Source organism: Sulfurovum iocasae, assembly GCF_047716765.1.
In the GTDB taxonomy this organism is placed as follows: domain Bacteria; phylum Campylobacterota; class Campylobacteria; order Campylobacterales; family Sulfurovaceae; genus Sulfurovum.
On record NZ_CP180410.1, the window covers coordinates 1,808,360 to 1,834,072 of the forward strand.

The 25,713-nt window shown below is 41.3% G+C and carries 23 protein-coding genes; 4 read left to right on the forward strand and 19 right to left on the reverse strand.

Features of this window, described 5'->3' with window-relative positions; genetic code table 11:
• Positions 1-20: 20 nt before the first annotated feature.
• Complete coding sequence (locus ACLHDG_RS08835; RefSeq protein WP_415405859.1) at positions 21-1,697, reverse strand: long-chain-fatty-acid--CoA ligase; 1,677 nt, start codon at positions 1,695-1,697, stop codon at positions 21-23.
• A gap of 284 nt (positions 1,698-1,981) precedes the next feature.
• On the opposite strand from ACLHDG_RS08835, the gene ACLHDG_RS08840 reads away from it, so the two are divergent.
• Positions 1,982-2,641 carry a DUF2459 domain-containing protein gene (locus tag ACLHDG_RS08840; protein WP_415405860.1) on the forward strand — a complete coding sequence of 220 codons (660 nt, stop codon included), beginning with the start codon at positions 1,982-1,984 and terminating at the stop codon, positions 2,639-2,641.
• On the opposite strand, the gene ACLHDG_RS08845 is transcribed toward ACLHDG_RS08840, so the two are convergent.
• From ACLHDG_RS08845 to ACLHDG_RS08860, 4 genes are read right to left on the reverse strand one after another with little or no spacing between them, the layout of a single operon-like run.
• A complete protein-coding gene (locus tag ACLHDG_RS08845; RefSeq protein WP_415405861.1) occupies positions 2,610-4,163 on the reverse strand; it encodes an AAA family ATPase in 1,554 nt (517 codons plus the stop codon). The two genes, ACLHDG_RS08840 and ACLHDG_RS08845, sit on opposite strands and share 32 nt — an antisense overlap.
• 9 nt (positions 4,164-4,172) lie before the next feature.
• Positions 4,173-6,593, reverse strand: coding sequence for a spermidine synthase (locus ACLHDG_RS08850; RefSeq protein ID WP_415405862.1), 2,421 nt, complete (start codon positions 6,591-6,593; stop codon positions 4,173-4,175).
• A 4-nt stretch (positions 6,594-6,597) separates the two neighbouring features.
• Positions 6,598-7,326 carry a protein-L-isoaspartate(D-aspartate) O-methyltransferase gene (locus ACLHDG_RS08855; protein WP_415405863.1) on the reverse strand — a complete coding sequence of 243 codons (729 nt, stop codon included), beginning with the start codon at positions 7,324-7,326 and terminating at the stop codon, positions 6,598-6,600.
• 12 nt (positions 7,327-7,338) lie between these two features.
• Positions 7,339-8,685: an AAA family ATPase gene (locus ACLHDG_RS08860; RefSeq protein WP_415405864.1), complete on the reverse strand. Its 1,347-nt coding sequence runs from the start codon at positions 8,683-8,685 to the stop codon at positions 7,339-7,341.
• Between the two features lie 102 nt (positions 8,686-8,787).
• On the opposite strand from ACLHDG_RS08860, the gene upp reads away from it, so the two are divergent.
• The gene (gene upp, locus ACLHDG_RS08865; RefSeq protein WP_415405865.1) at positions 8,788-9,411 is read left to right on the forward strand and encodes a uracil phosphoribosyltransferase; all 624 of its coding nucleotides are present in this window, start codon (positions 8,788-8,790) and stop codon (positions 9,409-9,411) included.
• A gap of 17 nt (positions 9,412-9,428) precedes the next feature.
• Here upp and ACLHDG_RS08870 read toward each other — a convergent pair whose 3' ends face one another.
• From ACLHDG_RS08870 to ACLHDG_RS08880, 3 genes are all read right to left on the reverse strand, one after another.
• Positions 9,429-10,820, reverse strand: a complete 1,392-nt coding sequence (locus ACLHDG_RS08870; RefSeq protein WP_415405866.1) for a CHAD domain-containing protein — start codon at positions 10,818-10,820, stop codon at positions 9,429-9,431.
• A gap of 546 nt (positions 10,821-11,366) precedes the next feature.
• Positions 11,367-11,642, reverse strand: a complete 276-nt coding sequence (locus ACLHDG_RS08875; RefSeq protein ID WP_415405867.1) for a hypothetical protein — start codon at positions 11,640-11,642, stop codon at positions 11,367-11,369.
• A 421-nt stretch (positions 11,643-12,063) separates the two neighbouring features.
• Positions 12,064-13,032, reverse strand: coding sequence for an alpha/beta fold hydrolase (locus tag ACLHDG_RS08880; RefSeq protein WP_415405868.1), 969 nt, complete (start codon positions 13,030-13,032; stop codon positions 12,064-12,066).
• Between the two features lie 438 nt (positions 13,033-13,470).
• Between ACLHDG_RS08880 and ACLHDG_RS08885 the strand changes: the two genes are divergently transcribed.
• A complete protein-coding gene (locus ACLHDG_RS08885) occupies positions 13,471-13,668 on the forward strand; it encodes a hypothetical protein (RefSeq protein WP_415405869.1) in 198 nt (65 codons plus the stop codon).
• 98 nt (positions 13,669-13,766) lie between these two features.
• Here the strand turns inward: ACLHDG_RS08885 and ACLHDG_RS08890 are convergent, their stop codons facing one another.
• Positions 13,767-14,504, reverse strand: a complete 738-nt coding sequence (locus tag ACLHDG_RS08890; protein WP_415405870.1) for an LssY C-terminal domain-containing protein — start codon at positions 14,502-14,504, stop codon at positions 13,767-13,769.
• 894 nt (positions 14,505-15,398) lie between these two features.
• On the opposite strand from ACLHDG_RS08890, the gene ACLHDG_RS08895 reads away from it, so the two are divergent.
• Positions 15,399-16,166: a hypothetical protein gene (locus tag ACLHDG_RS08895; RefSeq protein WP_415405871.1), complete on the forward strand. Its 768-nt coding sequence runs from the start codon at positions 15,399-15,401 to the stop codon at positions 16,164-16,166.
• Positions 16,167-16,181: 15 nt separating this feature from the next.
• Here ACLHDG_RS08895 and ACLHDG_RS08900 read toward each other — a convergent pair whose 3' ends face one another.
• The 10 genes from ACLHDG_RS08900 to ACLHDG_RS08945 all read right to left on the reverse strand — a co-directional run bounded on the left by ACLHDG_RS08900 (position 16,182) and on the right by ACLHDG_RS08945 (position 25,614).
• Positions 16,182-16,676: a transporter suffix domain-containing protein gene (locus tag ACLHDG_RS08900; RefSeq protein WP_415405872.1), complete on the reverse strand. Its 495-nt coding sequence runs from the start codon at positions 16,674-16,676 to the stop codon at positions 16,182-16,184.
• A gap of 511 nt (positions 16,677-17,187) precedes the next feature.
• Positions 17,188-18,906: an amidohydrolase gene (locus tag ACLHDG_RS08905; protein WP_415405873.1), complete on the reverse strand. Its 1,719-nt coding sequence runs from the start codon at positions 18,904-18,906 to the stop codon at positions 17,188-17,190.
• 229 nt (positions 18,907-19,135) lie between these two features.
• Positions 19,136-20,464 (reverse strand): serine hydrolase domain-containing protein, encoded by a 1,329-nt coding sequence (locus tag ACLHDG_RS08910; RefSeq protein ID WP_415405874.1) that lies wholly within the window; start codon positions 20,462-20,464, stop codon positions 19,136-19,138.
• A gap of 186 nt (positions 20,465-20,650) precedes the next feature.
• On the reverse strand, positions 20,651-21,466 hold the full coding sequence (locus ACLHDG_RS08915; RefSeq protein WP_415405875.1) for a hypothetical protein: 816 nt from the start codon (positions 21,464-21,466) through the stop codon (positions 20,651-20,653).
• A 75-nt stretch (positions 21,467-21,541) separates the two neighbouring features.
• Positions 21,542-21,730 carry a hypothetical protein gene (locus tag ACLHDG_RS08920; RefSeq protein ID WP_415405876.1) on the reverse strand — a complete coding sequence of 63 codons (189 nt, stop codon included), beginning with the start codon at positions 21,728-21,730 and terminating at the stop codon, positions 21,542-21,544.
• Between the two features lie 224 nt (positions 21,731-21,954).
• Complete coding sequence (locus ACLHDG_RS08925; RefSeq protein WP_415405877.1) at positions 21,955-22,185, reverse strand: hypothetical protein; 231 nt, start codon at positions 22,183-22,185, stop codon at positions 21,955-21,957.
• Complete coding sequence (locus tag ACLHDG_RS08930; protein ID WP_415405878.1) at positions 22,169-22,951, reverse strand: hypothetical protein; 783 nt, start codon at positions 22,949-22,951, stop codon at positions 22,169-22,171. The genes ACLHDG_RS08925 and ACLHDG_RS08930 overlap by 17 nt, the downstream gene beginning before the upstream one ends.
• A 252-nt stretch (positions 22,952-23,203) precedes the next feature.
• Positions 23,204-24,604 carry a primase-helicase family protein gene (locus tag ACLHDG_RS08935; RefSeq protein ID WP_415405879.1) on the reverse strand — a complete coding sequence of 467 codons (1,401 nt, stop codon included), beginning with the start codon at positions 24,602-24,604 and terminating at the stop codon, positions 23,204-23,206.
• Positions 24,597-25,334, reverse strand: coding sequence for a hypothetical protein (locus ACLHDG_RS08940; protein WP_415405880.1), 738 nt, complete (start codon positions 25,332-25,334; stop codon positions 24,597-24,599). Before ACLHDG_RS08940 ends, ACLHDG_RS08935 begins: the two co-directional genes overlap by 8 nt.
• Positions 25,327-25,614, reverse strand: a complete 288-nt coding sequence (locus ACLHDG_RS08945; protein WP_415405881.1) for a hypothetical protein — start codon at positions 25,612-25,614, stop codon at positions 25,327-25,329. The genes ACLHDG_RS08940 and ACLHDG_RS08945 overlap by 8 nt, the downstream gene beginning before the upstream one ends.
• Between the last annotated feature and the right edge of the window lie 99 nt (positions 25,615-25,713).

The following is a 25,713-nucleotide window of genomic DNA, read 5'->3' on the forward strand; positions in this document are numbered from 1 at the left end:
GAGTAATGTCATCAACATTATTACTCTGTGCGTTTTTTCATCTCCTGCTCCAGCAACAGGCGCCGCAGCAGTTTTCCCATAACATTTTTGGGCAGTGACTCCACAAATTCGATCGATGAGGGGACTTTGAATCGCGCGATTCGGTTTCTGAGATATTCGATGATCTCGTACTTTTCAACCGCTTCACCCTCTTTGAGGACTACATACGCTTTGATCACTTCACCCTTGTACTCATGAGGTACTCCTACTACCGCGGCCTCTTCCACTTTGGGATGAGTGCAGATCACTTTTTCCACTTCCGTCGGAGAGACGTTGAATCCTTTGACAATAATGATATCTTTTTTCCTGTCTACGACGTGGAAATAGCCATCTTCATCCATCTTTACAACATCACCGGTATAGAGCCATCCCTCCCTTATCGCTTCACGCGTCATCTCGGGCTGATTCCAGTACCCTTTCATCAACTGAGGGGCCTTAACGATCAGTTCACCCTCTTTGCCGATCTCCACCTCTTCTTTCCCACTTTCAAGATCAACGATTCTACACAACGTGTCCGACATCGGTATACCGATCGAATCAGCCTTGTTAATACCATTTATCGGGTTGGCATGTGTTACCGGGGACGCTTCAGAGAGCCCATATCCCTCTACCAGTTTTGATCCTGTCATATCAATGAATCGCTTTTTGACACTCTCCATCAATGGAGCCCCACCGCTGATACACGCCCTGATTGAACTAAGGTCATACTTCGAAACGCTCTTGTAATTACCCAGTGCGGCATACATCGTAGGAACACCGGGCATGATCGTGATCTTCTCTTTTTCGATGGTTTTAAGGATGTAACCCAGATCCCTTGGGTTGGGAACCAATACCAGCGTACCTGCACAACTCATCGTAAAACTAAGGCAGGCGGTCATGCCGAAGCTGTGAAAGAAAGGGAGCCAGCCAAGCACACGTTCTTCACCTTCAACTGTATCCGTTACCCAGTTTCTGCATTGGAGTGCATTGACAACAAGATTGTAATGAGTGAGCATAACACCCTTTGGCGTACCAGTTGTTCCACTGGTATATTGCAACAGCGCGACATCTTCAGCATCGACCTCTACATCAGGTCTTTTATCATCGCTCTCCTCCATCAATGTTTCCAGCCAATGATCCACCGTATCTATGGTCACCCGATCCTCTTTCTCTTTCAAAAGGGTAAACATGAGTCTGGTGAAAAACGGGAAGTAGGCTTTGACATTGGTTACAATGACGTTTTCAAGTTCCGTCTCTTCACGAACTTCTTGTATAAGTGGATAAAAACGGCTCATGACGATAACCGTCTTTGCACCAGAATCTTTCAGTTCGTATGCCACTTCAGCTGCTTGATAGAGGGGATTGACGGGAATGGCGATGGCTCCTATTTTTAAAACACCGTACAACGCGATGATAAACTGAGGCGTATTAGCAAGATAGAGCGCCACCCGATCACCTTTTTTAACACCTAGCTTTATAAGGCTGTTCGCCACTTTGTTTACCAGGCTATCCAGATCGGCATAAGGTATATCGTTCCCCAAATAGGAGAGCGCCCTGTTTTGAGGATATTTGGAAGCCGCTTGCTCCAAAAAAGTATAAAGAGGTACTTTGGGGTATTCAACAGTAGAGGAAACGCCTTTATCATACTGTTTCAACCAAACTTTTTCGTCATATGTCATACTGTCTCCTTTTTTAATATGTGTTCATTTAAACTATTATACTACAAATCGAAATGTATCCTATTAGGATGTTGCATAAAACAAACCGATATCTTTCGACAATAATACTGTTTCCCTCCATCAACGCTTTAAAAAGATAATCTCCCTTTTGAGCTACCTTTGGATTTCAACACAGTGCTTAATAAAAGCGTGGCTCTGTTAAGATCTAACCTATAAGATCTAACCTAATGAAAAAGGTATAATAGAGTTTTAAAAGAAGTCTAATAATTGAACAAAGGTCTCTTATGGAATACAACCATTATCTGCAAAGCATATTGACAAGCCTGATAATCTTTTCTATCGCCCTATTGACCGGTTGTGCAAAACCTGTTAGTGCATTCTATCCACCGGATCCAAATCGAACCGATAATAAAACGGTATACATCGTCAATCATGGATTGCACACAGGCATTGTATTATCCAAAAAAGATGCAGACCCTTATATGCATTCATTTGATGATTTTAAAAGTGCCCGGTATTTGGAGATAGGATGGGGAGATGAGAACTATTATCAAACGGAGAAAAATACGCTCTGGATGGGCATTAGAGCACTGTTTTGGCCTACCGACTCGGTTCTACATGTGGCTGCACTCCAGACAGATCCTGTAGCATATTTTTCCAACAGTGAAGTCGTTCAGTTAAAACTGTCCAAAACAGGTTTTATCAGACTGGTCGAGTTCATCGATAACAGTTTTGCTTTGGACGAGAAAAAACAGATCATCAAACTGGGAAGCGGTCTCTATGGAACAAGCAGATTCTATCATGCAGAAGGGACGTTTCATCTGTTCAATAACTGCAATACCTGGAGTGCAGGTGCAATACACTCCTCAGGCTTCCCGATAAGCACATTTTATGTATTTACGGCTGGCAATATCATGTACCAGTTAAAGCAGGATGAGCAGTAATAGCTCTTTTTATCGATTCCATACTGCTGCAATCAACCACAAAGCAGATTTCCATCTCCTTATTTGAGAGAGGCTCAGCTGTTTGCATCTGCTTCTCAAGCACGTCCAGGTCCGCTTCGGAAACATCCGTACCGGCACCGGAGCGTTCTACGATCCTGTTACGCATTATTTTCGTATCGCACTGCAGATCGAATATCAAAAAAGGAACTTCGACTTCAGAAGAGAGTTCCAAAAAAAGCCGGCGCTGCCACTGCTTCAAAAATGTTGCATCCACAATGACCGGATAGCAACCTTCATAAACAGAGATAGCCAATTCAAGAAGACGTTCATACGTTGCTTTGGTAGCATCAGGTGTATATATTCCCTCTTCCAAAACATTCCCGTCACTTCTTTCAAACATCCGTATCCGCTCCACATCCGAACGGATGCGCAGTGCCCCATACTCTTCAACCATCATCAATGCACAGGTACTTTTCCCAGACCCTGAAAAACCATGCATGATAGCCAAAAACGCCTCTTTTCCCTCTGTATAGCTTAGTGCCAGATCAATATAGCGGATCACTTCATCCATCACCGCTCTGCGCTCATCCGGTTCCATCTCCTGAGCAACTCTCAGTGCTGCCACTTTGGCCCGGACCATAGCACGGTAGGTCTTATAAAAGTCCAGCAGAGCTACTCCCCCATAATCACCGGTCAACTCCAGATAATGGTTTAAAAGCCTGCGGCTGTGGTTGACCAGTCCACGATACTCCAGGTCCATCAGCAAAAATGCCAGATCGCTGATCACATCAATATGGTTTAGATAAGTGTTGAACTCTATCGCATCAAACAAAATCAACTCACCCTCATGCAGTGCCATATTGTGCAGGTGCATATCCCCATGACACTCGCGGACAAACCCCTCTTTTTTACGGCGTTGCAACAGCGGTTTTAGGTTCTCAAACTGCTTATGAGTCCATGCTATGACAGAAGCCAGTTCCGAATAGAATGCATGTTCAGCCGCTACCCTTTGAAGTAGATCAAAATTCTCCAGCATAGGTGAAAGCACCCGCTGCGGCTCCCCGTAATCACTTGCCGCATCGACAGGGACTGACTCTTTATGAAAATAGGCGATAACCTTTGCGATCTTATCCATCGATTCGATTTCAATACCTTCTTGTTCGACTATATTGTCAAGCTGATCACTCTGGGCAAACCGGTGCATTTTAACAGCATAATCCAACACCCTTCCTTCACCATCGATCCGGGGATCTTCGATCGTACCGGTTATCGGTATAACGCCCAGATAAAGTTTTGGTGCAAAACCTTCATTGATACGTACCTCTTCAAGACAGTTTTTATGCCGTTTATCCAGTGTCGAGTAGTCCAAAAAACCAAAATCAACCGGTTTTTTCAGCTTATATACCAGCTCACCGCTCAAAATTATCGTAGAGATATGAGTCTGGATAAGCTGCGTATCCCCATCTGTTTCCAAAGATTTCAGAAGATTTTTGCTAAGAATGTCATGCTCTTTTATATCCATTTTATTCCTTTAGGGCACCTTTATTTGACCTGGGAACGAGAGGTAGGCTGCCAGGTAAAAAAGCAAAGCCATTACCATCACGACGGTAAATCCAAAATGGATCGCAACAAGCGTTGCAGCAACGGCGCTGATGACAGAAGCACATCCGTTAACACCCCATGCCCAGGGGATCAAAGACTCAGAGTGGTTGCCAAGCTCAGAGAGCCCCATAGGAAAAGGCATCCCCATCGCAAAGGCCAAAGGGGCAATGAGTACCACAGAAACAGCTATCTTTATAGAATCTGTCTGTGTCAGCAAAAAGCCAAAGATGTGGTCAAGCGTCAAAACATAAAAGAGACCGAAAACAAAAATACCAACGATCCCGTAACGTGCACTTTTTCTATATCCTTTGAGTGCTGCAAGGTGTTTTGAGTAGTTGCTGCCAAGCCCTGCAAAGATCAAAAAAGAACTTAAGACTACAGCTATCGTATAAAGCGGGTGGCTCAGGAAGAGAATAAAACGCTGAATAAAATAGATCTCTAAAAACAGAAAACCCAGCCCCAAAGCAAAAAAGTAGACAAGTACCCTCTTTTTGCTGGTTGCCATCGTATTTTGCTCAGCTTTTCTATACCGAATAAGTGGCAAAAGTATCAACACAATACTGGCAACAACAGCCTGCAACAGTGCTGCAACCAGTACCAGATATCCCCATTCCAGAAGATGCAACCCTCCGCTTCCACGAAGCGATAAGATCTCTCCAAGCGTCTCCCACTTGAAGAAATGGTAAAAATAGGGCCTATCATCGGATGCGGGTCTGATGTCGAATTTATAGTTACGGTAGTACTCTTCCCTGTTTTCAAAAAGGGCTTGCGTTCCCTGGAAGAAATAGGGTTTATCTAGAATATTGTAACGGTTTGTTTCAGATTTTGGAAGACCGAAATAGTAAGCTATGTCAAAAAAGCGTTTATTACAGAAGCGTTTTAGCTCTGTGATCTCTGCAGAACTGAAAATACCGTTTTTGATGAGTAGCGTACTTGTCTGCAAACCCCTAATCAAAACAAGATGCTTTTTCGGATCTTCTACACCGTTACGCTCCAGCGCCTCGATGGCTGTCACAAAAAGTTTGAGCGTATCTCTTGGTGGAAGCTTCAACCATCGTGTGAAAGAGAGATAACCCTTAGGTTTGAGATGTTGCAGATAGAGCTGAAGTGCTTCTACCGTATAGAGATAGTTTTCACTCAATGACTGAAGCCCTGCCGATGAAGCCCCGAACGAGTCCACCATCGCCATCTGAATCAGATCATACTTCTCTTTGGATGAAGCTACAAAACCTCTTGCCTCTGCAGTATGAACCTTTACACTCTCCATGGCATAGATATCTCCGGCAAATTCAGTATACTTCGTTCCAATAAGATCTACCATCTGAGGATCGATCTCCACGGCGTCAATCTTTTTGGTCTCATGGTAAAGTGCCTGAAGTATATCTGAGCCTCCGCCGGCACCGAGGATAAGAACCTTATCCGGATTGCCAAGATGGTAAGCAAGTGCGGAAGTCTGATAATCGAGATAGCCAAGTTTATCTATATTGTCAGGATATTTTGTAATGGCACTCATCCCGTCGCCGTTCGTAAAGACACCAAGCTGCTGCGGAGGTTCGACTTCAGAAGCCATGCTCAGTCCCGGAACGTGGCGAAAAGGAACATCCGGGCTCTGCACAACAGAGAGCATCCCAAGCGGTGAAGAGCGCTCTTCTACAATCTGTGTTCCTGGTATTCGGAGGGTCTGGCTCAAATCTTTATATTCGTTGATATTCAGCGTGTTTACTCTTCCCAAGAGCACAATGGCTAAAAACGATAGTACAAAAAGCAGCACTGCTCCCGTGTTTGGTTTGAGTGACAGTTCTTTGAAACCGATGAGCGCTGCAATAATTGCTGCCAAAGCGATGAACTGCAAAATGGAGGCCGGAAAGAAGAGGTATAAAAGTGAAAGGATACCAAGACTGCCAAGACCTGCACCGAGTAGATCTGCCGCATACACTCCGGAGATCGCTGTTTTATCGTAGATAAATGCCAGACCGATCGCATTAGCCGCAAAAAAGAAAGGAAGTGTCAGAAGCAGATAGAGCCCGAACATCCAAAAGAGCTGCTTCATCTCCCATAAGATCTCCAGCGGATTAAAAGGTATCTGCTGGGCAGCGATAAAACAGAAAATTGACGAGAGACCGAAAAGTATAATATTGCCGAGATAAGCGTAGGAAAAATATGGCTGCAACCTCTCACGGAAAAGTGCCAAGAATGTACCGCTTGCCCCGTATCCAAGCAGTGCAAGACTAATGATCATATAAGCAAAATGGTGCCACTGTATGATAGAAAACAATTTCATCAGCAGTATCTCATAGGAAAGCGCCGAAGCAGAGATCAGGGCGATAGAGAGATACGGCGTGCGCTTCATAGTATCAATGCTTTCCGGTAAGCGGTACAAATATCACGGGCATGATCTGACGGGTGCTGACAGTGCCCCTTTCATCTTTGGATACCAGGATGAGATGCTGCACATGAAAATAGCTTTTGACAGGTATTATCATTTTCCCTCCGGGTTTTAGCTGTTTAAGAAGCGGAGGAGGAATGTTGCCGGCGGCGGCAGTCACTATGATGGCATCATAGGGCGCATGTTCTTTCCAGCCGTAATATCCGTCGCCTATGCGTGTATTTATATTTTTATATCCAAGTTTTTCAAGTCTCTTTGCGGCAGCAACACCGAGTTCATCGATCACCTCTATGGTATAGACCTCTTTAACGATCTTTGCGAGCACAGCGGCCTGATAAGCGGAACCTGTTCCAATCTCCAACACCCTATCCGAGTGTTTCAAATCAAGCAGATCAGTCATAATGGCGACGATATAGGGCTGTGATATCGTCTGGCTGTAACCGATGGAGAGCGGTCTGTTCTCGTAGGCGTTCAAACGGCTGAGAAGCGGTACGAATTCATGCCTTTTTACACTTTCCATCGCATTTTTCGTTGCTTTTGCCAGCGTTGACTTTCCTGTATACCACTCCGTATCATCTACCTCTTCTTCAATAATCTTCACCATATTTTTTCTGGCTTTTTCGTAATAGCGTTCCTTCGTATCACTAAAAAGCGAAACAGTTAAAAACAATAGTAAGAGTGCTATTTTATGTTTCATCACTTTCTCCTATTATAGGCTATCCGGGATCTTATGTGAAATCTTTTTCTCACCGATGATTCTAGAGAGTTCATCACTTTCAACAATCTCCTGTTCTATCAGTTTAAAAGCTAATGCTTCTATAATACCCCAGTGCTCCTCTACTAGTTTATCTGTATGTTTTTTTGCTACATCCATCCAGTGTAAAAATCTTTTTTCAATCTGCTGACTTAAAAAATAGTTATCTAATACAGCGATAGAGTCAATATTGATAAATCCTAACTCTTTGTCCATACCGAGGTTTGTGATAGCTGCGTAGACTTGTAGTGAGGCTTGTGAGAGATCATTGACCGCACCACTGTCCATATGTTCACTCCCCGCTTTTTTGATCTTTGCAACACGCCCGGCAAGCAATACACAGACATCATTGAACAGCTCCTCTTTTGTAACATTAGATAACTCATCATCAGCATTGTATGAAACAAAACCAAGCATTTTACTTCTAGGGGCTATCGTCACCTGCTCTATCTTGATATGTGGCAAAAGAAGGGAGGAAAGCACAGCATGCGATGCTTCATGATAGGCTGTCATTTTGAGTTCCTCTTCAAGGTTTTTTACCATCTGTTTTTCAATCTTATGTCCATACTTAATGATGTTGATCTGTTCTATCAGTATCTCTTCTGTGATCTCTTCTTTTTCCTCTTCAACAACATGAAGTGCAGCCATACGCCCTAGTCTTTCAAGCTCCAATGCACTCATACCGGTAATATAACGCACAATGCGCTCAACATTGATCTTCGGATCATGTGGTTTTTCCATGATCTTTTCTATGAAAAATCTTCTTGCATCCTTATCTAGTTTAGTAACTTCCAATAAAAAATCAAGTTTTTGTGGTGAGGTCAAGACTGGATCGACTGCATCAAGGCTCTCAGCTGTAGCTATAGTAAATACCATAGCCTCAGTAGACTCCAATACTTTGGCAATATCTGAAAATGAAACATTAGTGATAGCACCCTGTATGATCCCTTTGATATCTATATCTTCAAGGATCACGACACAGGGTGCATGTTGTGAAGCTGTCTTATACACCTCTTTGATATGAGCAAGTTCAAAAAGTTTAGAGCCGGATATCTCATAATATGACATCCCTGCCTCTTTGGCAAACGCTTTTGCAAGCATACTTTTACCTACACTGACAGGACCATAGATAAGCAAACCTTTGGGAACAGGCGTATCAAAGCGTTCAAGTTTTTTTGGATTCTTTACGATCTTAATGATCGCTTTAAGACGTTTTTTGATCTGTTTATGCCCGACGATATCATCAAAGCTAATTTTTGATTTATATACTTTTACACTCTCTTTGGCTTTTTTTCTTGGCATTATCTAACCTTTATGGGCTTATATACTCTTATTTTAGCATAACTCAAAACAAGTAGGTATAATAAAGTACAAAAGATTCTATTCCAAGTAAAAAGGTATATTATGATTCATGAATTATCCAATCCCGTTGCAAAAACCTTACTAAACCACTTACGAGAAACCAAAACAGATGCATTACGTTTTCGCCATATCGTGCATGAACTTGCACGCTTGCTTGCCTATGAGGCCCTCGCCTCCGAACCACTTCAACAGTGTGAGATCGATACATGGCAAGGTAAAAACTCATTTGACTTCATTAAAGAGGAAGATCTGCTTTTTGTTACCATTTTACGTGCAGGACTGCCGATGATCGAGTCTGTCACTGCACTTTTTCCCAAAGCATCTTCCGGTTTTTTAGCGATAAAGCGTGATGAAAAGACCCATCAGAGTGTTATTTACTATGACCGAATACCCTCATGTGAAAGTAAAACCGTGATCATCGTTGATCCTATGGTGGCTACGGGTGGGTCATTGTGTGATGCGATAGCTGTCATCAAAGCTAAATCACCTAAAAAGATCATCTCACTCAACATTATCGGATCTCCGGAAGGAATTGCCGTCCTGGCGCAAAAACACCCGGATATCGAAATGTACATTGCACAGGTGGATGAAAAACTTAATGGGAATATGTTTATCTATCCTGGCTTGGGAGATGCCGGAGACCGGGCTTACAATACACCGGAATAGTACATAAGCTAAAAGAATCAGGCAAAGATCTTCCTGTACGCTTCCTCTTTTTTCAAAAATCCATTTAATAGTTGTTGAATTTTAAAAATCTCTTTTTTCTGATATGCTTTCAAATCAGAGAGAAGTATTTCTTTAATGAAAACTTGTACCCTTTCATTCTCCTCCGTTTTTAACAACCCTTCAAAGATCATTTTTTGCTGATGACTGTCGTGAAAGAGCCCTAATACATTTTGAAGTTTTTTCATCTCTTTAAGCAGTTTTTTGATCTCTTTTTTTTCATACAAATATCCAAAAGTCTCCAGCAAATAACGCATTTTCTTGTATTCGATACGTAATTTGTGTAACGTTTCACTTGCATCATGTTTGGGATCAAGCAGTTTGATCCGCTTTTTGATCTTTAAAAACCGTTGAAAGATCACATACTTCGAAAGTGAATCTATAGAGTATTTCCCATAGATAAAAATATTTGTTCTGTTCGTGTCTGTAATATAGTTTTTCCACGCCATTAAAACGTTTGTGCATATTTCGCTTTGCAAATAGGTTATGATCGATGCATGCTCTCTTTGAAGTATCACCTCCACACGCTCTCTCAAAAGCGCTAACACTTCCTGATAGAGAGACACTTCTATCTCTCCTTCTATCTTGGTAAGCTCACTTATCAGGACATCCATATCCCTCTTGGTATTACTAATGTTTATAAGATTTTTAAGCCCTCTTCTATGCTCTAAAAGGCTCTCTTCCTCATAAAGAAGTCTAAACTCTCCCATCAGAACAACTGACCTTCTGCATGCGATCCGCAACTGATGCAGATCTTCATCATCTCCACCTGTAAGCAATTTTCCTCGATAGAAGTAGATGTCATCCAGTAATTTTCCAAAAATATGCATTAAAATATCAACACTACCATTCTCTTTATCTTCATTTTTTGTATACGGCAAACCGAAAAGCGCTAAATTCTTATTTTTATAGGTTTCATCATCTGTTACCTCTTTTTCAACATATACTTTAAGTGTAGAAGGCAATACAAAATTTTCATACGCTGCTATACTCTCAAACTCAACCTCCATGACATAGAGGTTCTCTAACTGTTTTTTGTAAACATCAACACTATATTCATAACTGTCTAGTTTAAAAAGATTACGTATTTTTTTGATACTCCTGCCGATGCGCTTTTTGAGGTTTTTTTTATACACTTTTTGGGAAACCTTTTCTTCGATCTCCTCCCGAACACCCCCTGTACCATACTTGATACACTTATAGTACTGACTACCATATTTTCGAAAACGCAAACTCTTATTAGGTGTTACTTTTGTATAAAATTGGGTTATATTTTTATGGCTTGTAGAAGTTTTATCCAAGTATTCCAAAATGGATCTGTTCAGTAGATATTTACGTTCGATCTCTTTCATATCAACCCAACCTTTCTCTATTACGGGCTCTGAAAGGGTATAAGACAAATATACCCCTAAATAGTACCCTAAAATTTTAAGTGTGTTCCAATAGGTAACGATTTTTAGGGCTTTGATTATTAGTTAGTATAACATAGTTCAATTAAATTCCGTAAAGTGGAACTGGGTTCAATTCTCCTATAGCCAAAACAAGAGGGGTTCTGTTTGCCGGGCTGCTTTCCTTGTTAAGTAATCTTGACAGACTGGAAATATCAACACCCCCTAAACCATTCACCGCCTACTATATTATATTCCTTGAATTTTTTTACTTTAAGTTTTCTCTCTAAAATATCTATTCTTAAACCACTAAACCCCTATTTAAGGGCTTCTCTAAAACTGTTTAAGTTTAGCAAAATAGCTTTTAAACTTAAAGTGCCGTTCCCACCGAAGATTGGCGATTAACATAATGAGCATTCTTTGAAAAATGATAACCTTATAAATTTATATATTTTATAAGGTTTGGAGAAGAAGACATTTTTGATATACCCCTAATTAGTTAAGAGCATTTCAAAATCCTTGTGTTTGATTTCCTTTACCCTTACACTTTAATTGACCCTCTTGCCAGCCAAGACGATAACTTTCATTATTTCTAAGTTTATTGTGGTCTTTAGTATAGTCACAACCAATTGGTCGGCAGGCATCTCGTACACCCTTTTTAAAATCTGTATCTCTATCAGAACCAAAATTGATACCTTTATGTACGTAGTTGTTATGACTAACAGTTGAAGAGGTACAAGCACCGAGCAAAAATGCACTACATGCCACAAGAAATTGTTTTTTCATTTCTTATCCCTTTTATTGTGATATATATTATATTATGATATATAATATATATTTTTACTTACTATACAGATTGGACGTTGATCGCTCAATAAGAAATACTTTAATAATATTTTTTTCTATAGAATTCTACAAAATTTCATGTACGCATTATAAATAAAGGTTTAATGAAAATTTTAGGACAAACGTGGGTCTTTTTTTGGGTCAAAAAATGGGTCATAACATTGAAAAAATATTAGAAAATTTTTGCGATAGAAAACCTTATAAAGTTATATATTTTATAAGGTTTTGACAATTTTATATGCGACTAGCTTTTTCATAATCGTGCACTCTTCCGTTGGCAGCAGAGTAGAAAACATCAGAAACATCATCTGGGGAAAGTCTATTCAGATCATCTGCAGATCTTTGCAGACTTTAATGCCCGCTAATTGATCAATCCTCTTTCCCTCAGCCACTCCCTGCAAATCTTGACCAGTTTTTTGGTCAATTCAGGTTTACGGGGATGCATATGCCCCTCATTAAGAATCACAACCGTTTTGGGTTGCGGTATCAATTGATGCAGCTTTTCCCAGCTATATGTTGAGACCTGATGATCTCTCGTCCCGTTAATAAGCAAAAATTCATTATTCATATAGGGTAGATGGCGTGCCGGCTCTATACCATAGATAGCCGTTTCACCAAGCCATGCCCCCAGTGAGCGCCACGGCGAATCAATTTTTTCCATATTCGTGTAGAGAAGGTCAGATATATCTGCACCCGCATAGGCGATGACACCGGCATTTAGCACTTCATCATGGCTATCAGCCAGATGGTAGACCGCCGGCAAAAACATCGCACCAAAGCTGAAACCTGCAAATGTAACACGCTCTTTCTCTGCCCACGGCTGTTTAGACACCCACTCATGTAAGCTCAGTGCCTGAGACGGAACACTCAATACCGATTTTCTGATCACGGGGATCTCGACAATAGGTACACCCTCATACCAGTACTCCGGAGTGTAGGGATATTTAAAGATGACATAAATATTTTCTCCCGGATCGAGGATCAGTCTAAAAATATCTGCATCAACTTTAAGACCACCCATAATAATGATTACAGGAAGCCCTTCCACAGGAATAACTTTCGGCTCAGAGATATACGCTTCGATATTTCCCAGATACTCCGTTGTCAATGCAATATGACGGTATGTTCGTTCAGGAAGCTCTTCAAATGATAAGTTATAGGTAGTATCATGTGAGAGTTCAACTTTACCGGAGTAAAAATTGATGGCTGCAAGCGCATCACGGTTTCGCTCCCAGAGTACCCAGCTGCCAAAGACTAGAAACAGTATCAAAAAGATGGAAAGCAGTCCGATCAAAACTGCTTTTACAATTGTGAAAGGTGAAATTTTCATTCCTTAATTACGATGTCGGCTATTTATCAAAATCTAAACGCATAGCTCCGCCAGAAAGAAGCATTGAATTATTTTTTATCATCGCACTATTCTTTTATGTAATTTTATGATACTTAAAGTGTAATCTTATTTTAGAATAAAGTCAACAAAAGATGTTAAATATTTTCACATTCTATACACATTATAATCTAACATAGTATATAACGTTTGTCACTATAGGAGTATTCAAGTATTCTAAATGAGTAATAAAAACCTTATAAATTTATATATTTTATAAGGTTTTCACTCCTCGTTTACTTACTTTTTGGAGGTATTCATTTGTTTTCATTTGAGCATTGTGACATAGATATGAAGAAGTGCTCAATTCAATGTTAAATTGTCATACATTGATATAAATCTGCTATACTTTTTCTACCAAAATTAACAAAGGGAAATTAAATGAAGTTTATAGAAGTTTTAGAATTTGATGAGGGAAAACCAGGTAAAGAGGTTATGCTTAACATTTCAGCGATTGTATCTTATTTTATAATGGGAGAAGAAGGTCGTTCAACAATATATATAACAGCTACAGACGGTCGGAAATACCAATACTATGATCAAATAGATTTTTTCAAAAAAGCACTAGGAATAGCTTAGATATAGTTTCCTAAAACCTTATAAATTTATATATTTTATAAGGTTTTCTATTTTCTACCTAAAGGGAGATTTGTATTGTTATTTTAACTCATTTAGTCTTATTTTATATCTTCTTTGTTTTGTTTTCCCTCCGTTGCTCGCTCCCATGGCAAGTCCTTAATACTATCAAGAGAAAGTCGATCTTCACCAAGGATGAGTACTACCCTCAAGCCGTCAGTATAAAAAGGATCCTCAGTGTAGTTGAACCGAGGTGCTTTGCGGTCAGAGTAACCGACACCCTTAACGTAACCTACCGCCCGTAAGGTCTGGGAGGCTGCAATATCCATGGTAATGTACAGGCGTGCTTCATCTACTACAGGATCTATCTTGTGTGTAATGATAGTCTTGCTGGAAAATTTAATGCCTATGTCGCGACTGATCTGACCCACAAAGACCTTCTTCCCATTCAGGGTCACTGGTGCACGCCAAAGCCGCAGATGGTTGCGTTCGTCTACGGTACTTCGGGACTTCTGCAGTGCAATGTCCTGCGGTCGATCAAAGAGATAGAGAGGAGAGACGGGAGATGTTCGGTATTTCGATCCGAATACAGACGAAATAGCTGTATTCAACATGCTAGCGCCATGCATCGTCTCAGTGAGATCCCAACCCCGGCGCGCCAAGGTCGCAAGTACATGTGTACCATCACCGACAATCACAAGATTGAGAGGATCGCCCGCTGTTTCTTTATCACCACCCAATACACAGCACGGTAGTGTTTCGAGGTAATGACGCAGTCCTTCAAGATCAAGGTCCTGAAGCTCATTTTTTGTGTATAGTCGATCGAAGTCCACGCGCATGAAGTCCGCCTTAAAACCTGGTACAAGCTGGACAAACTCAAACCGCCGCGCCTCGTTATCTCCAAAAAGCGTAACTTCAAAAGCCTTGCGGCCCGGGTCAAGATTCGTGTAGACATAGCCCGAAACTGTGCTGCGCGGTAGCACAACAATCGGTATATGTCTGTCCATAAACATGTCTATCTTGTCGCCAAGGCTGCCTTTTTCCTTCAGGCCCTCCTCGTCATCCAGGTTGCTCTCGCCGTATGAGCGGAACATCCAGGCAACCTCCGATGGCGAGAAATAGTCCGGATCGATGCTCAGTAGCATTAAGTAGAACTCTTTGTCTTCAGTGTTCTCTATCTCGAGCCAGATGGGCTGAACTCCTTTTTTTGCAAGCGGTATTTCAAAGCTCTTCTTTGTCTCTTCAGGGCTCAATACGACAGCGGAGACCTTAACACCCCTATCGATCTGAGTTTCAGCACGTGCGCGGTAATCCATTGATTCAGTCTGGGGAGTAGGAGAGGTTGTACATCCGGCAAGCAAGAGGAATAACAGCAGAACTATTGCCCGAACAGGACCAACTTTGCCAAAACATCGGATCATCTTCAATTTCATCTCTGCTCCTGTGTAAATGCTATCCTACGCTTCATCATTATTGTCCTCTTTGTCTATTTGGATTGTTTCTGCGTGGAGAAGCGAAAGAAACATAGCTGAGATCAGTAAGAAAGTGATTGTTTTAAATAGCTGTTTGAACATCTAAAATACTCCCTTTTTTTAAAGTATCATCCTTTAGTATATCACAATTATATGTGCAAAATTGTCTTTTTCTATTTTCTATTTCTTCTTGTGTAAAGTTGCAATATGGTATCATTTATACATATATAATTATGCTGTATTCAATAAAAAGGAATTCAATTGCTTGACACTATACCTACCTTTTTATTGGATATCATCACTTTTCTCATTTTCCTGCTTTTCTTTGAGTTGGGATATCTGATCGGAAAACGCAGGGACTACAATAATGTAAAAAAAAGTGATGCTGTGATCTCTCCTGCAACGGCTGGAATACTGGGTCTGTTTGCATTTCTGATCGCTTTTACATTCAACTTGTCAGCACAAAAACTTGATACACGGAAACAGAATGTACTTCTTGAAGCCAATGCCATAGGAACTGCGCATCTCAGGGCAGATCTTTTACAAGATCCCTATAAGTCCAGAATAAAAGATCTGTTAAGAGAATATACCGATGTTCGGCTGAAGATCGCTGCGGCTATGGAAGATGAAGCAACAGAGTACCTGGCAAGATCACTTGAACTTCAGGATCTGTTATGGGATGAAGCAGTAACAGCTTCCAAAGAGGCAAATGATGCAGCCACAAAATTGGTCATAGAATCTCTGAATGAAGTATTTGACATGCACAGCAATCGTGTCGCCGCTTCTATCTACAACCGGATCGCCGGAAATATCTGGTTGATGCTTTTTATAGTAGGCTCATTGGGCATACTGATGAGCGGTATCCAAAACGGGGTAAACGGTCCAAAAAGATATATTGCGATCATCCCTCTGATACTGGCATTTACCGTTGTTTTTGCGCTCATAGAAGACATGGACAACCCCAGAAGAGGCATGTTCAAAGTCGGGCAGCAGCCTATGCTCGATGTGAAAAAGAGTATTTCGGAATAAAGTTTTTATTCCCTGTTATATCTTGTCGATATTTGCATTCTGGTCAAAAAGTGCACGTACCTTATCCCAGAAATCACCTCCGAGTACAAACAAGCTTGCCAAAAAGAGTATATCTCCCAAAACAGCATAAGCCAGGGACAACTCTCCCTGATCTGTTACAAGCGGGATCAGGTACGGAGAGATCCATCCAAACAACAATGGTATAAAAAACATCAGCAGTCCTATACGATAGCGTGTCTTACCCACTTTATCCGCTGGCCCATACTGTTTTAAAAAGCCAAACAGACGCTCTTTGATAAAAAGATATCCATCTTTTCCCATCACTGCGATCGCAGCGACACCCAGCAATTCCGCTGCCACCAATAATCCTCCGGAAACAGTTGTGCTCATGGTTGCAGACAAGTTCATGGATGCGACCAGCGGCAGTCCGACAAGGGGAAGAATAATACTGAGAGCCAACATGGCTAGCCCCAACTTTAAACGCCAGTCAAATTGTGGTTTTCCCTGCATAATAGTGCTCCTTTTTATTGATTGATAACCTACTTTTACCGTATCGGATAAATACTATTTTGGAAAGACAAACTGGACGGTGAAACTGACCGAATAATCAGGAGCACCCTCAGGTCTTTCAACATTGCATAGGCTTCAAGGCGGGAAAGAATTGTCTGATCACCAACCTTAAATGCTCTTCCGAAACCACCACCTTTATACTAATTATAATGAAAAAAAGCCGATAAAAAACTTATATGCAGGAGATTAACCTCCTGCTTTTACAACCTTTCCTTCTCTCAGAAAGAAAATAGAGTTTAGTTTAAAATTGTTTTTTCAAGCACATCCATCGCTTTTTTATATTTTGGTATGCATTCCCACGTGCAACGTGTGTATAGGCAAGGGAATGGAGGGTGTATATATTGCAGGTAACGACACGGTTCAGCTGCGGTGCGTCAGCGCCGCCAGTTGAAACCGCTTGTTCACACCAATGCATATATTTTATGGTAAATCCAGCTGCATCTTTCTTCCGCTACTGGTGCTGGTGCTGGCAGCTTCCCGGTTCCTGGACAAAAAAGGTAATTTCCCCATTCATCACCGTTGCCTCGACCCTGATGTCCTTGATCTTCATCGGATCAACTTCCAGGGGATTCTTGGAGAGGACGACAAAGTCGGCATACTTGCCCGGTTCGAGGGTTCCGACCTCATCTTCGATGCCGAGAACAATTGCTGCCTCCCGGGTGTAGGCAAGCAAGGCCTGCTCCGGTGTGATGCGCTGTTCGGGCCCGAGCACCTTGCCCGATAAGGTCAGACGGTTTACGGCGGTCCACATGTTAAGCAGCGCATTCGGTGGACTGACCGGCGAATCGTTATGGAGGGCGTAGGGGATATCCCGCTCTATGGCACTCTTCACCGAGTTAATCATCGGTGCTCTCTCTGGGCCGAGCAGAAAATCACGGTGCATGTCACCCCAGAAATAAACATGCGGAATCATGAAGGTCATACCGATATTGCCCATCTTCTGGATTCGGTCGAACTGATCCGGGCGCACATACTGGCAATGGATCAGGTGTGGCCTGATGTCTGTTTTCCCGGTCTTCTTCCGGGCGTAATCGATGGCATTGAGCGCCAGATCCATGGCGGCATCACCATTCGCATGGACCGCGGGGGCGAAGCCAAGCTGCAGAATTTTGGTCAACTCCTCGTTGAACTGCTCCTGTGTTCCACGAGCGCCCTTCTTCGTGTCGGCATCCAGCTTGTAATAGGGCTCCTTGAAGTAACCCGTTCCGCCCTGGGTGGAACCGTCCGTCCAGGTCTTGATATACTTTATCTTGAAGAGATCGGTCTCGTAATTCTTGATCTGTGGTGCAACTTCGTCCAAGCCCGGCATGGTAACGAACATCCCGCCGTACATACGCACCGGGAAGTCTCCACTGCGAGTGACATCTTCCATGAGCATGGCCATTCGCGGGGCGAGGATCGCCAGCTCAGTCACCGACGTGAATCCGCGTTTGGCATGCAGCCTGGCTGAATTGAGTGCAGTTTCCTTTGTGGAGGGAGGTAATTTCCCGACCATGGTCCAGGCGGGCATTCCCTTGAGATAGCCGGTCAGTTCGCCGTTCTTGTCCTTTTCGAATTCACCGCCCTTCGGATTCGGCGTGTCCTTTGTGACGCCCACCGCCTCGAGCGCCTTACTGTTCACATAGGCCGCATGTCCGCTCAGGTGAGGTATGCATACCGGCCGGTCGGGGAATAGCTCGTCCAGCTCCTGAATTGTCGGACCGCGCTTCTCCGTGTAGAGCGTCGCGTCTGCCCCGAATCCGTAAATCCATCCGTCCTCATCGGGCTTACCCTCTGTCTTCAGTTTGTGCAGGGCGTCCTTCAAGGACGGTGTGACATACGGCGAGATATCCAACAAGGTCAATACGGATCCGTACAAGATGATGTGGTCGTGGCTCTCGATAAATCCGGGGACCACGGTATGGCCTTCCAGATCAATGTATTCGTAGCTCTTGCCCACGATCTTCTTCACTGCCGCGAGGTTACCGACCGCGAGAATCTTCCCGTCTTTGACGGCCATCGCGGATGCAGTCGGCTGATCGGGATTCATGGTCAGGATGTTACCGTTGGCAACAATGACGACATCTTCATCGGCAGACTGTGCGAATGCCGTTGAAGCGAAAATAGTTATCGCACAAAGACCGAAAAGCGATACAAGGCGTAGTCGCATTATTAAATGTGTTTTTTTCATCAATTCATTTCCTATAGGATTTGGTTTATTGGGCAAACACTTTGTCCGCCATTGCTTTTTATGTATTGATAATTCACCATCAATTCACTAATTAAACATTAACAAAAAAAAGTCGATAAAAAGTCGATGGATTATATTTTAAGAGGAATTTCTATAAAAAGTTCGTAACGTAAGGTTCACGGCGAACTTTAGCAAGTTCGCGTGAAACGATTGGTTGGCTTATGCGTCACTATTTTTTCAGATAATCCGCGATAGCCTTAAAAGCCGCCATGCGTGGCTTGTTGGTTTCCCGACTCCCGTTAGCTGCACGGAGGGCTGAAGAAAACGTAGCGATGACCACATCAGCATCTTGGTTGATGTAAATCATTTGACCAAACACACCTCTAAAAGTTGCAATCTTTTTCTTTGAATCATGTACCCAAAGAAAGTTCTTGTAGCCTTCCAACGAAGGGTCGAATCCTGATCCTTCTTTGTCTTTGAAACTACTTCTTGCGACATGAAGACGGTCTGCATCCGACAGAGTGAACGTATCCTTTACCCATTTTTCAGGAAACACTTGATGTCCGTTGTATGCTCCGTTGTTCAATACCGCAAGCCCAACCCGTGCAGCGTCGCGCAGAGTTGTGTTGAATCCACCTGTCCCCATGGCCTTAAATTCTGTGTCAGCTAAAAAGAATGCATCGTGTTCAACTCCCAACTTGTTCCAAACGTTGTCAGCGATGAACGTTTGCAGCGGTTTACCAGTGATGCGATTGATGAGCCAGCCTATAATGTCAACATTCGGTGAGTGATACTCGAACTTCTCTCCAGGCTTCAGATTGGGGTTGCCTTTGAAGCGTGCCGCAAGGCTTCTTAATCCACGAGGAGTATCGTCCTTTTTTGGGTCCAGTGTCATGAGATCAAAGGCCGGAACAAGACCGAGACGCCTGATATACTCTGTACTGATTGTTACGGGTGTGAAGTTCTCATAATCCTCGATGTAACCAAGTGCCGAAATCATGTTGAGCACTTGGCGGACTGTACGCTGACCAAAATATTTGTCGCGTAGTTCCGGCAAATAGAACCCCACCTTCTTTGAGACATCAAGCTTACCTTGAGCGACGAGGATGCCAGTGCTCATGCCAATTAACGACTTGGTGCTTGATGCCCAAATATGCTGATCACGCTCTGTGAAATCCCCAAAGTATTCTTCATAAGCAATCTCTCCGCCTTTTATGACGATGATCCCATCTGTATGATCACCAACCATAGCATTGCGAACTGTGTATGGCTTACCATCCCATTCAAACTTAAGCGCCGCGATCTTAGTATTTGCTTTGGAGGGCAACATCACAATATCGCCGCCCCGGGGAACCATCAAAGTCGATTGGACTCCGGCGTTTCGGAAAGCCCATTCATTATAAGGAGGGTGGAAGAAGTTCATAAGAGTGACTTGTGCCGCAGGGTCGGTGGGGAATTTATCCATGCTGTTCGGTTTTGCATCGCCGGCATTAACTTGATGCACTGCAAAAGTTAAAAATGATGTTGCAACAATGCTGATCTTAAAAATTTTGTTCATTACTATCTCCTAATCGATTTTGTTCATAGTTAGTTTTTTAGCTAATCGTTTATTAGCGCATAAGTGATACCCACAGGTAGTATTTTGACGATGGACGATGATTGTAAGCAGATAAAAAGTGGTAATGTATCCCACACATAGACCATTTAATACCTCACTCTTTATATGTATCTTTAAATCATATTACTATTTAGGGAAAAGAAACTGAAATACAAATCGCAGGTTCCAGTCAGGTGCACCGTCAGGTTTTACAACATTTGTATATGCTTCCAGTTTAGAGTTGACTGACTGATCACCGATCTTGAATATCCTACCAAAACCACCACCCAGAGGTATCGTCCATTGATTACCAGAATCCGCCTTCCAGTTAGCTATCCAAATCATATCAGAGCTAAGATACCAGCCTCCTTCAAGGTTGTAGCTAATGAAAGGTTCCACGAGCGCCTGACTGACATCTTTTCGATCAGAGTCACCGGCAACAGACCAGATCTGACGTCCAAGTACACCTACTGATCCCCAGTCTGTTTGTTTTAAAATAACCGCAGTAGGTCCTATACTAAATTTTCCACTGCCTAAAGTATCTTTACTGGCCGTTGGCATAGCCATTGATACACCTCCACCCCATATAAAAGAACCCACTTCTACAGGTGAGAGAAAGAGAGAATAATTGATGTCACCCAAACCTGTACTACGTGGGCCTGGTTCTGAACTTGGAATACCCGGCAACCCGGGTACTGCTCCTGGTGCATCCACTAAGGGAATGATCATTCTGCTCACATAATTCCAGTCACCGGATGTTATCGGGTAGACTGGTTGCACGTTGAGAATATTTGCATCTCCATTCTCTGCACCATTGTCAAAAGTAAACTGCATTGGTAGACTGATCAAAGAACTGATCGGGTTTTGTGCTGCACGGGTCAGATTATCTGCCACGACAGGTATGGTAGCTAAGCAGACTGCTGTAGCTAAACTTAAATACTGTTTTGAACTTCCTTTTTTCATAACTATCTCCATTTTAAATTAAGTCTATACATTCACACACATGATAATTAAAAGAAGTCGATAAAAAGTCGATGACTATCTATGCAGAGGAATTTCTATAAGAAATTTCGCACCTTTAGCACTATTGGTAACAGTAATAGTGCCATGAAAAATACGTTGTATGATGGTAGAAGCCATGTAAAGCCCGATCCCAGTACCTTCTTTTTTGAGCTTGGTGATAAAATAAAAGTTTATCACCACTTTTAAAACCTTATAATCTAACATATTTTATAAGGTTATTCGCTGTAGCGACGTTTAAAGACCGCTTTTTTGTAACCTCCCATAGAAAACCTTATAAAATGTGCTATATGGAATATTTTATAAGGAAAAGTAGATTGAAGTGATTAACATAATTCCTTATTCTATCAACAGTATTGTTAGATTATTCTTTTAAAAGTTTTTTCTGGTTTTTCTGGAAATATCAACACCCCAAAGCGTTCCAGAGGCATTTATGGGAGGGTAGTTTTCAAAGATATAACCTCATCAAGTTCTTTTTGCTGGTTCATCAACATTCTATAATCGTTCATAAGTTGATGTAGTTCGGGTGAAGTTTTGAGAGCGTTCATTTTAGATATTGCTTTCCCCTCTGGAGTAATGGCTCCCTTTGTTTTGAGCCACGGTTTAGTTTTATGTATCCGTTCCCGTTGCATTTGAGCATATTCTTTAGAGTGTATATTCATTGTTTTTTCCCTTTAATGGAATAATCTCAACCTCTTCTATCTGTTTTTCGTTCTGTGGTAAAGATTTTTTTTCAGAATTTTCTTGAATAAAATTATTTTGATTTGCTTCTTTAATAAATGTAGTACGTTTTGGGTTTGCAATCTCATTGATTGCCATAATGCTTTTTCGTGTTTCTTGCATAACTTTCAATTGCATATTGGATAGCTTATTAAAGTTATCTACCTGCTTACCTGCGTCACCCATCAAGTTTTGTGTTACCGTACCATTAAAGAGTTGTAGCTGGAGTATGTTCGTTGTAAGCATAGTTAGTAGTGTTTCCATATCTCCACTTTTAATTTTCTGTATCATCTTATTAATATCTTCATATAAAACTTGTTGTGAGATAGGGGGCATATCTTTCCCATTTTGCAGAATGATATTTACTATCCCACTCTGTATAGGACTACTAAACTGCCTTGTTGCTTGTTTCTCTTCATCTTCTTTTTTTTGCAATCCTTTCTTGATTGTATCACTATACTGTTCCCTCCATAAAGCACATTGTTCTGCACTTATGAGGTAATCATCAATAATATCATCATCACTTACTCCACTTGAAGCCATTGAAATATAATGTTTTATTAATCCTTTTTCAAATGCTTGTAATACTCGTTCATCTTTCATCAGCTTCTTAGAAATATTTAACTCATCAAACAAATCTTCTAGCGTGTATTGGTCTTCTGCATAATATTCAATTTCCTCTAACTGTTCAGGTGTTATATTTTTCATTTATACTTTCCTTTTATATTGTCGATTATGTGTTTTATTGGTTCAATCCTATAAGATAAAACCCTCTTCTTTTCTCATTCTCAACTCTAGCGATTTTTTTATTCTATCCCCTAGTTCTATCCCCTAATCTATGCCCCGTATTTACGGGCTTTGAGAGCCCTTAGGGGATGAACTTATTTTCTATCCCCTAGAATAGCCCCTAGAGATAACCCCTATATAACGGGACTTGCTCAATATTTAGGGGATAGAATGTTAATTTATAGAAAAATAATGCTCTCCCATAACCTTTCTACCGTGAACGGGTTTCCCCTCTTTTTGCTCAAACATATTCACATCAAGCCCCCTCATTTTTTTCATAATGGCACGGGTTGGAACTGCATCATCATTATCATTATGAGTAGCATTGAAAAGGTGGGTAATCTCTTGGGTTGAAATATCCCCACGCTCAAAGATTATTTTTAAATCCTCTAAGATAGAAATATCCTCTGTTTGTAAGTGGAAATAATCTAAATCTTTTCCTTTGATTGCTGTTAGAAATAGAGAATATCTATCATTGGTACTCATTACAATATTTCTTTTGGCTGGAGTATCAAGAGCTTTATCATAGAGAGCCCAATCAACTTTATAGGATTTCAACATTACTGCAAAATCTTTGAACTCGTTTTGAATTTCTCTAACAGTTGCTCCAGTATCCCAGCCAGCTTTTTTAATGTTCCCAGCTGTTTGAAATACTGTAAATCTCCTATCGGTTACAGATATTTCAAGAGGGCTCACTTCATTTGATGTTATGAGAATATTTCCAAAAATCTCTGTGGCAACTGCATCTTTATTCTTTGCCTCCATTTGAACCAGCCTATCAGTAATCAGAACCTTTATAAAGTTAATAACTGCTCTCCTAGTTTTCCCATCGTGGGCAATCTCGTTGAGGTTGAAAAATAGTTTCTCTCCTATCCAGCCTTTGAAGTTTGAATTTAATCTATCATCATCAACCGTTACAGTAAAATCCTCTCCAAACAGTGGAGCTATAATCTGCTCCATAAAGAGCCCTTTACCTGTTCCCTCTGCTCCTCTCAATACTAATGCAACATCGGAAGTTTTGAGTGTTTGTAGGAACCCAGACAGCCAGTTTATAACCCATTGATAATGCTCCTCTTCATAGTTGCATAGATGAAGAATGAGTTTCTTAATCGTTGGGGTTTCTTGATACTCCCCAGCTTGCATTTGTAAATACTGTGAGGGCTGGAATGATGTTCTATTTATAACTCCGTGCTCTGAATAAAACTCACTTGATGCAAAGGGAGTGAACTTATCCATCACCATATAAATATCATTGTTAGCAATATCAGGCTCTATGGCATTTTCTCCCGTTCCCGTTCCTTTAAATAATAGAACGGAACTCCTATCAAGGAAATTGGATAGAACTATCTTGGCTTTATCGTTTGCCAACTTTGAGGGTTTCTCACTTTGGCATCTTCTAAAGTAAATCTCCCCAGCTGGATTAATCCAAAGAGCTCCACCGTTTGCACCAATAGATTTGAGAGTAGGATTGTTTTCTGCTCCCTTTTTTATCCAGTTGTTTTGCTGGAACCTAGAAAAATCAATAACTTTGGGTTGGCTCCTCAATCGTTCAGCCAGTTTATTCGCATCAAACATCGGAACCCCCTTTTATAATTTCATCTTCCAACATTTGCAGAGCTGTTGGAGCATCTTGAACCTCATTCACAAAATCTCTAAAATCATAGCCTTTGGGCAACACTCGGTTGAGTACCTTTTCAAAATCAATAATTATGATTTGGCTATACTCAAAGAACTTTTGAATAGTTGGGATTTTTTCTTTAAAGGAACTATCATTATCCGATAATATGATTATGAACTTATCCCGTGCCAGTTCTTTTAATTCTTTGGGAATGTGTTGAACCATTCCATCTGCTTGGATACCTATAAAAGATAATCCCAGTAAATCACTTATAATAATTTCAGCCATTCCACTCGATAAAAATAGAACCTCATCTCTGATTTTGTAGGGTGTGAACTTTTTGGAGCCAAAGGTTTTCCACTTGGTTCCGTTGGCATCTCTAATCGTAATCGTTTGAATTTCTCCATCATCATTGTATAGATGAACCGTTGCACTATTATATTTCTTGGAATATCCAAAATATTTAAAACTTGCATTTTTGTTCGGACAACTGTTCCAAAAACTCCAGCATATCAACTGGTTCCCCAGTTTATGTTTTGGAGCCTCTTCCAGCCTATTTAATGCCTCTTTGAAGTTCTTATCCATCTGAACCAAATCATAGCCTCTAGAGCCCGTTTGTGAGCGTTCTATCGGTGTAAAGTTCGCTTTTTGGTTCGTGAACTCGTTTGGGTTCGGTAATTTACTCATATCTAATCCCCAAACAAGATGCTATATAAATAGTTGCATCTTTGAGCGTTTGCCCTTGGTGTTCGTGGAGTAGTGCAATAATGTCACCATACCAGCCAGAGCCGAAATCTTTTATGTTCCCGTTACTATCTATTGAAGCACTTGGAGTTCTTTCATCTTCACGCAATTTGAATTTAAAATCTCTTCTAATTTCGTATCCGATAAATGATAAAAGTTCAGCTGTTTTTTCTCTATCAAGAGCAGATTTTATTTCTGCTCGTAACTGTTTTAAATCAACCATTATGATTATCCTTTATATACAAAAAGCATAGAAAAAGGTATAATTATTCATACATTTTCTACACTACATTAACTTTTAGGGTACTTTTTGGGGGTATTT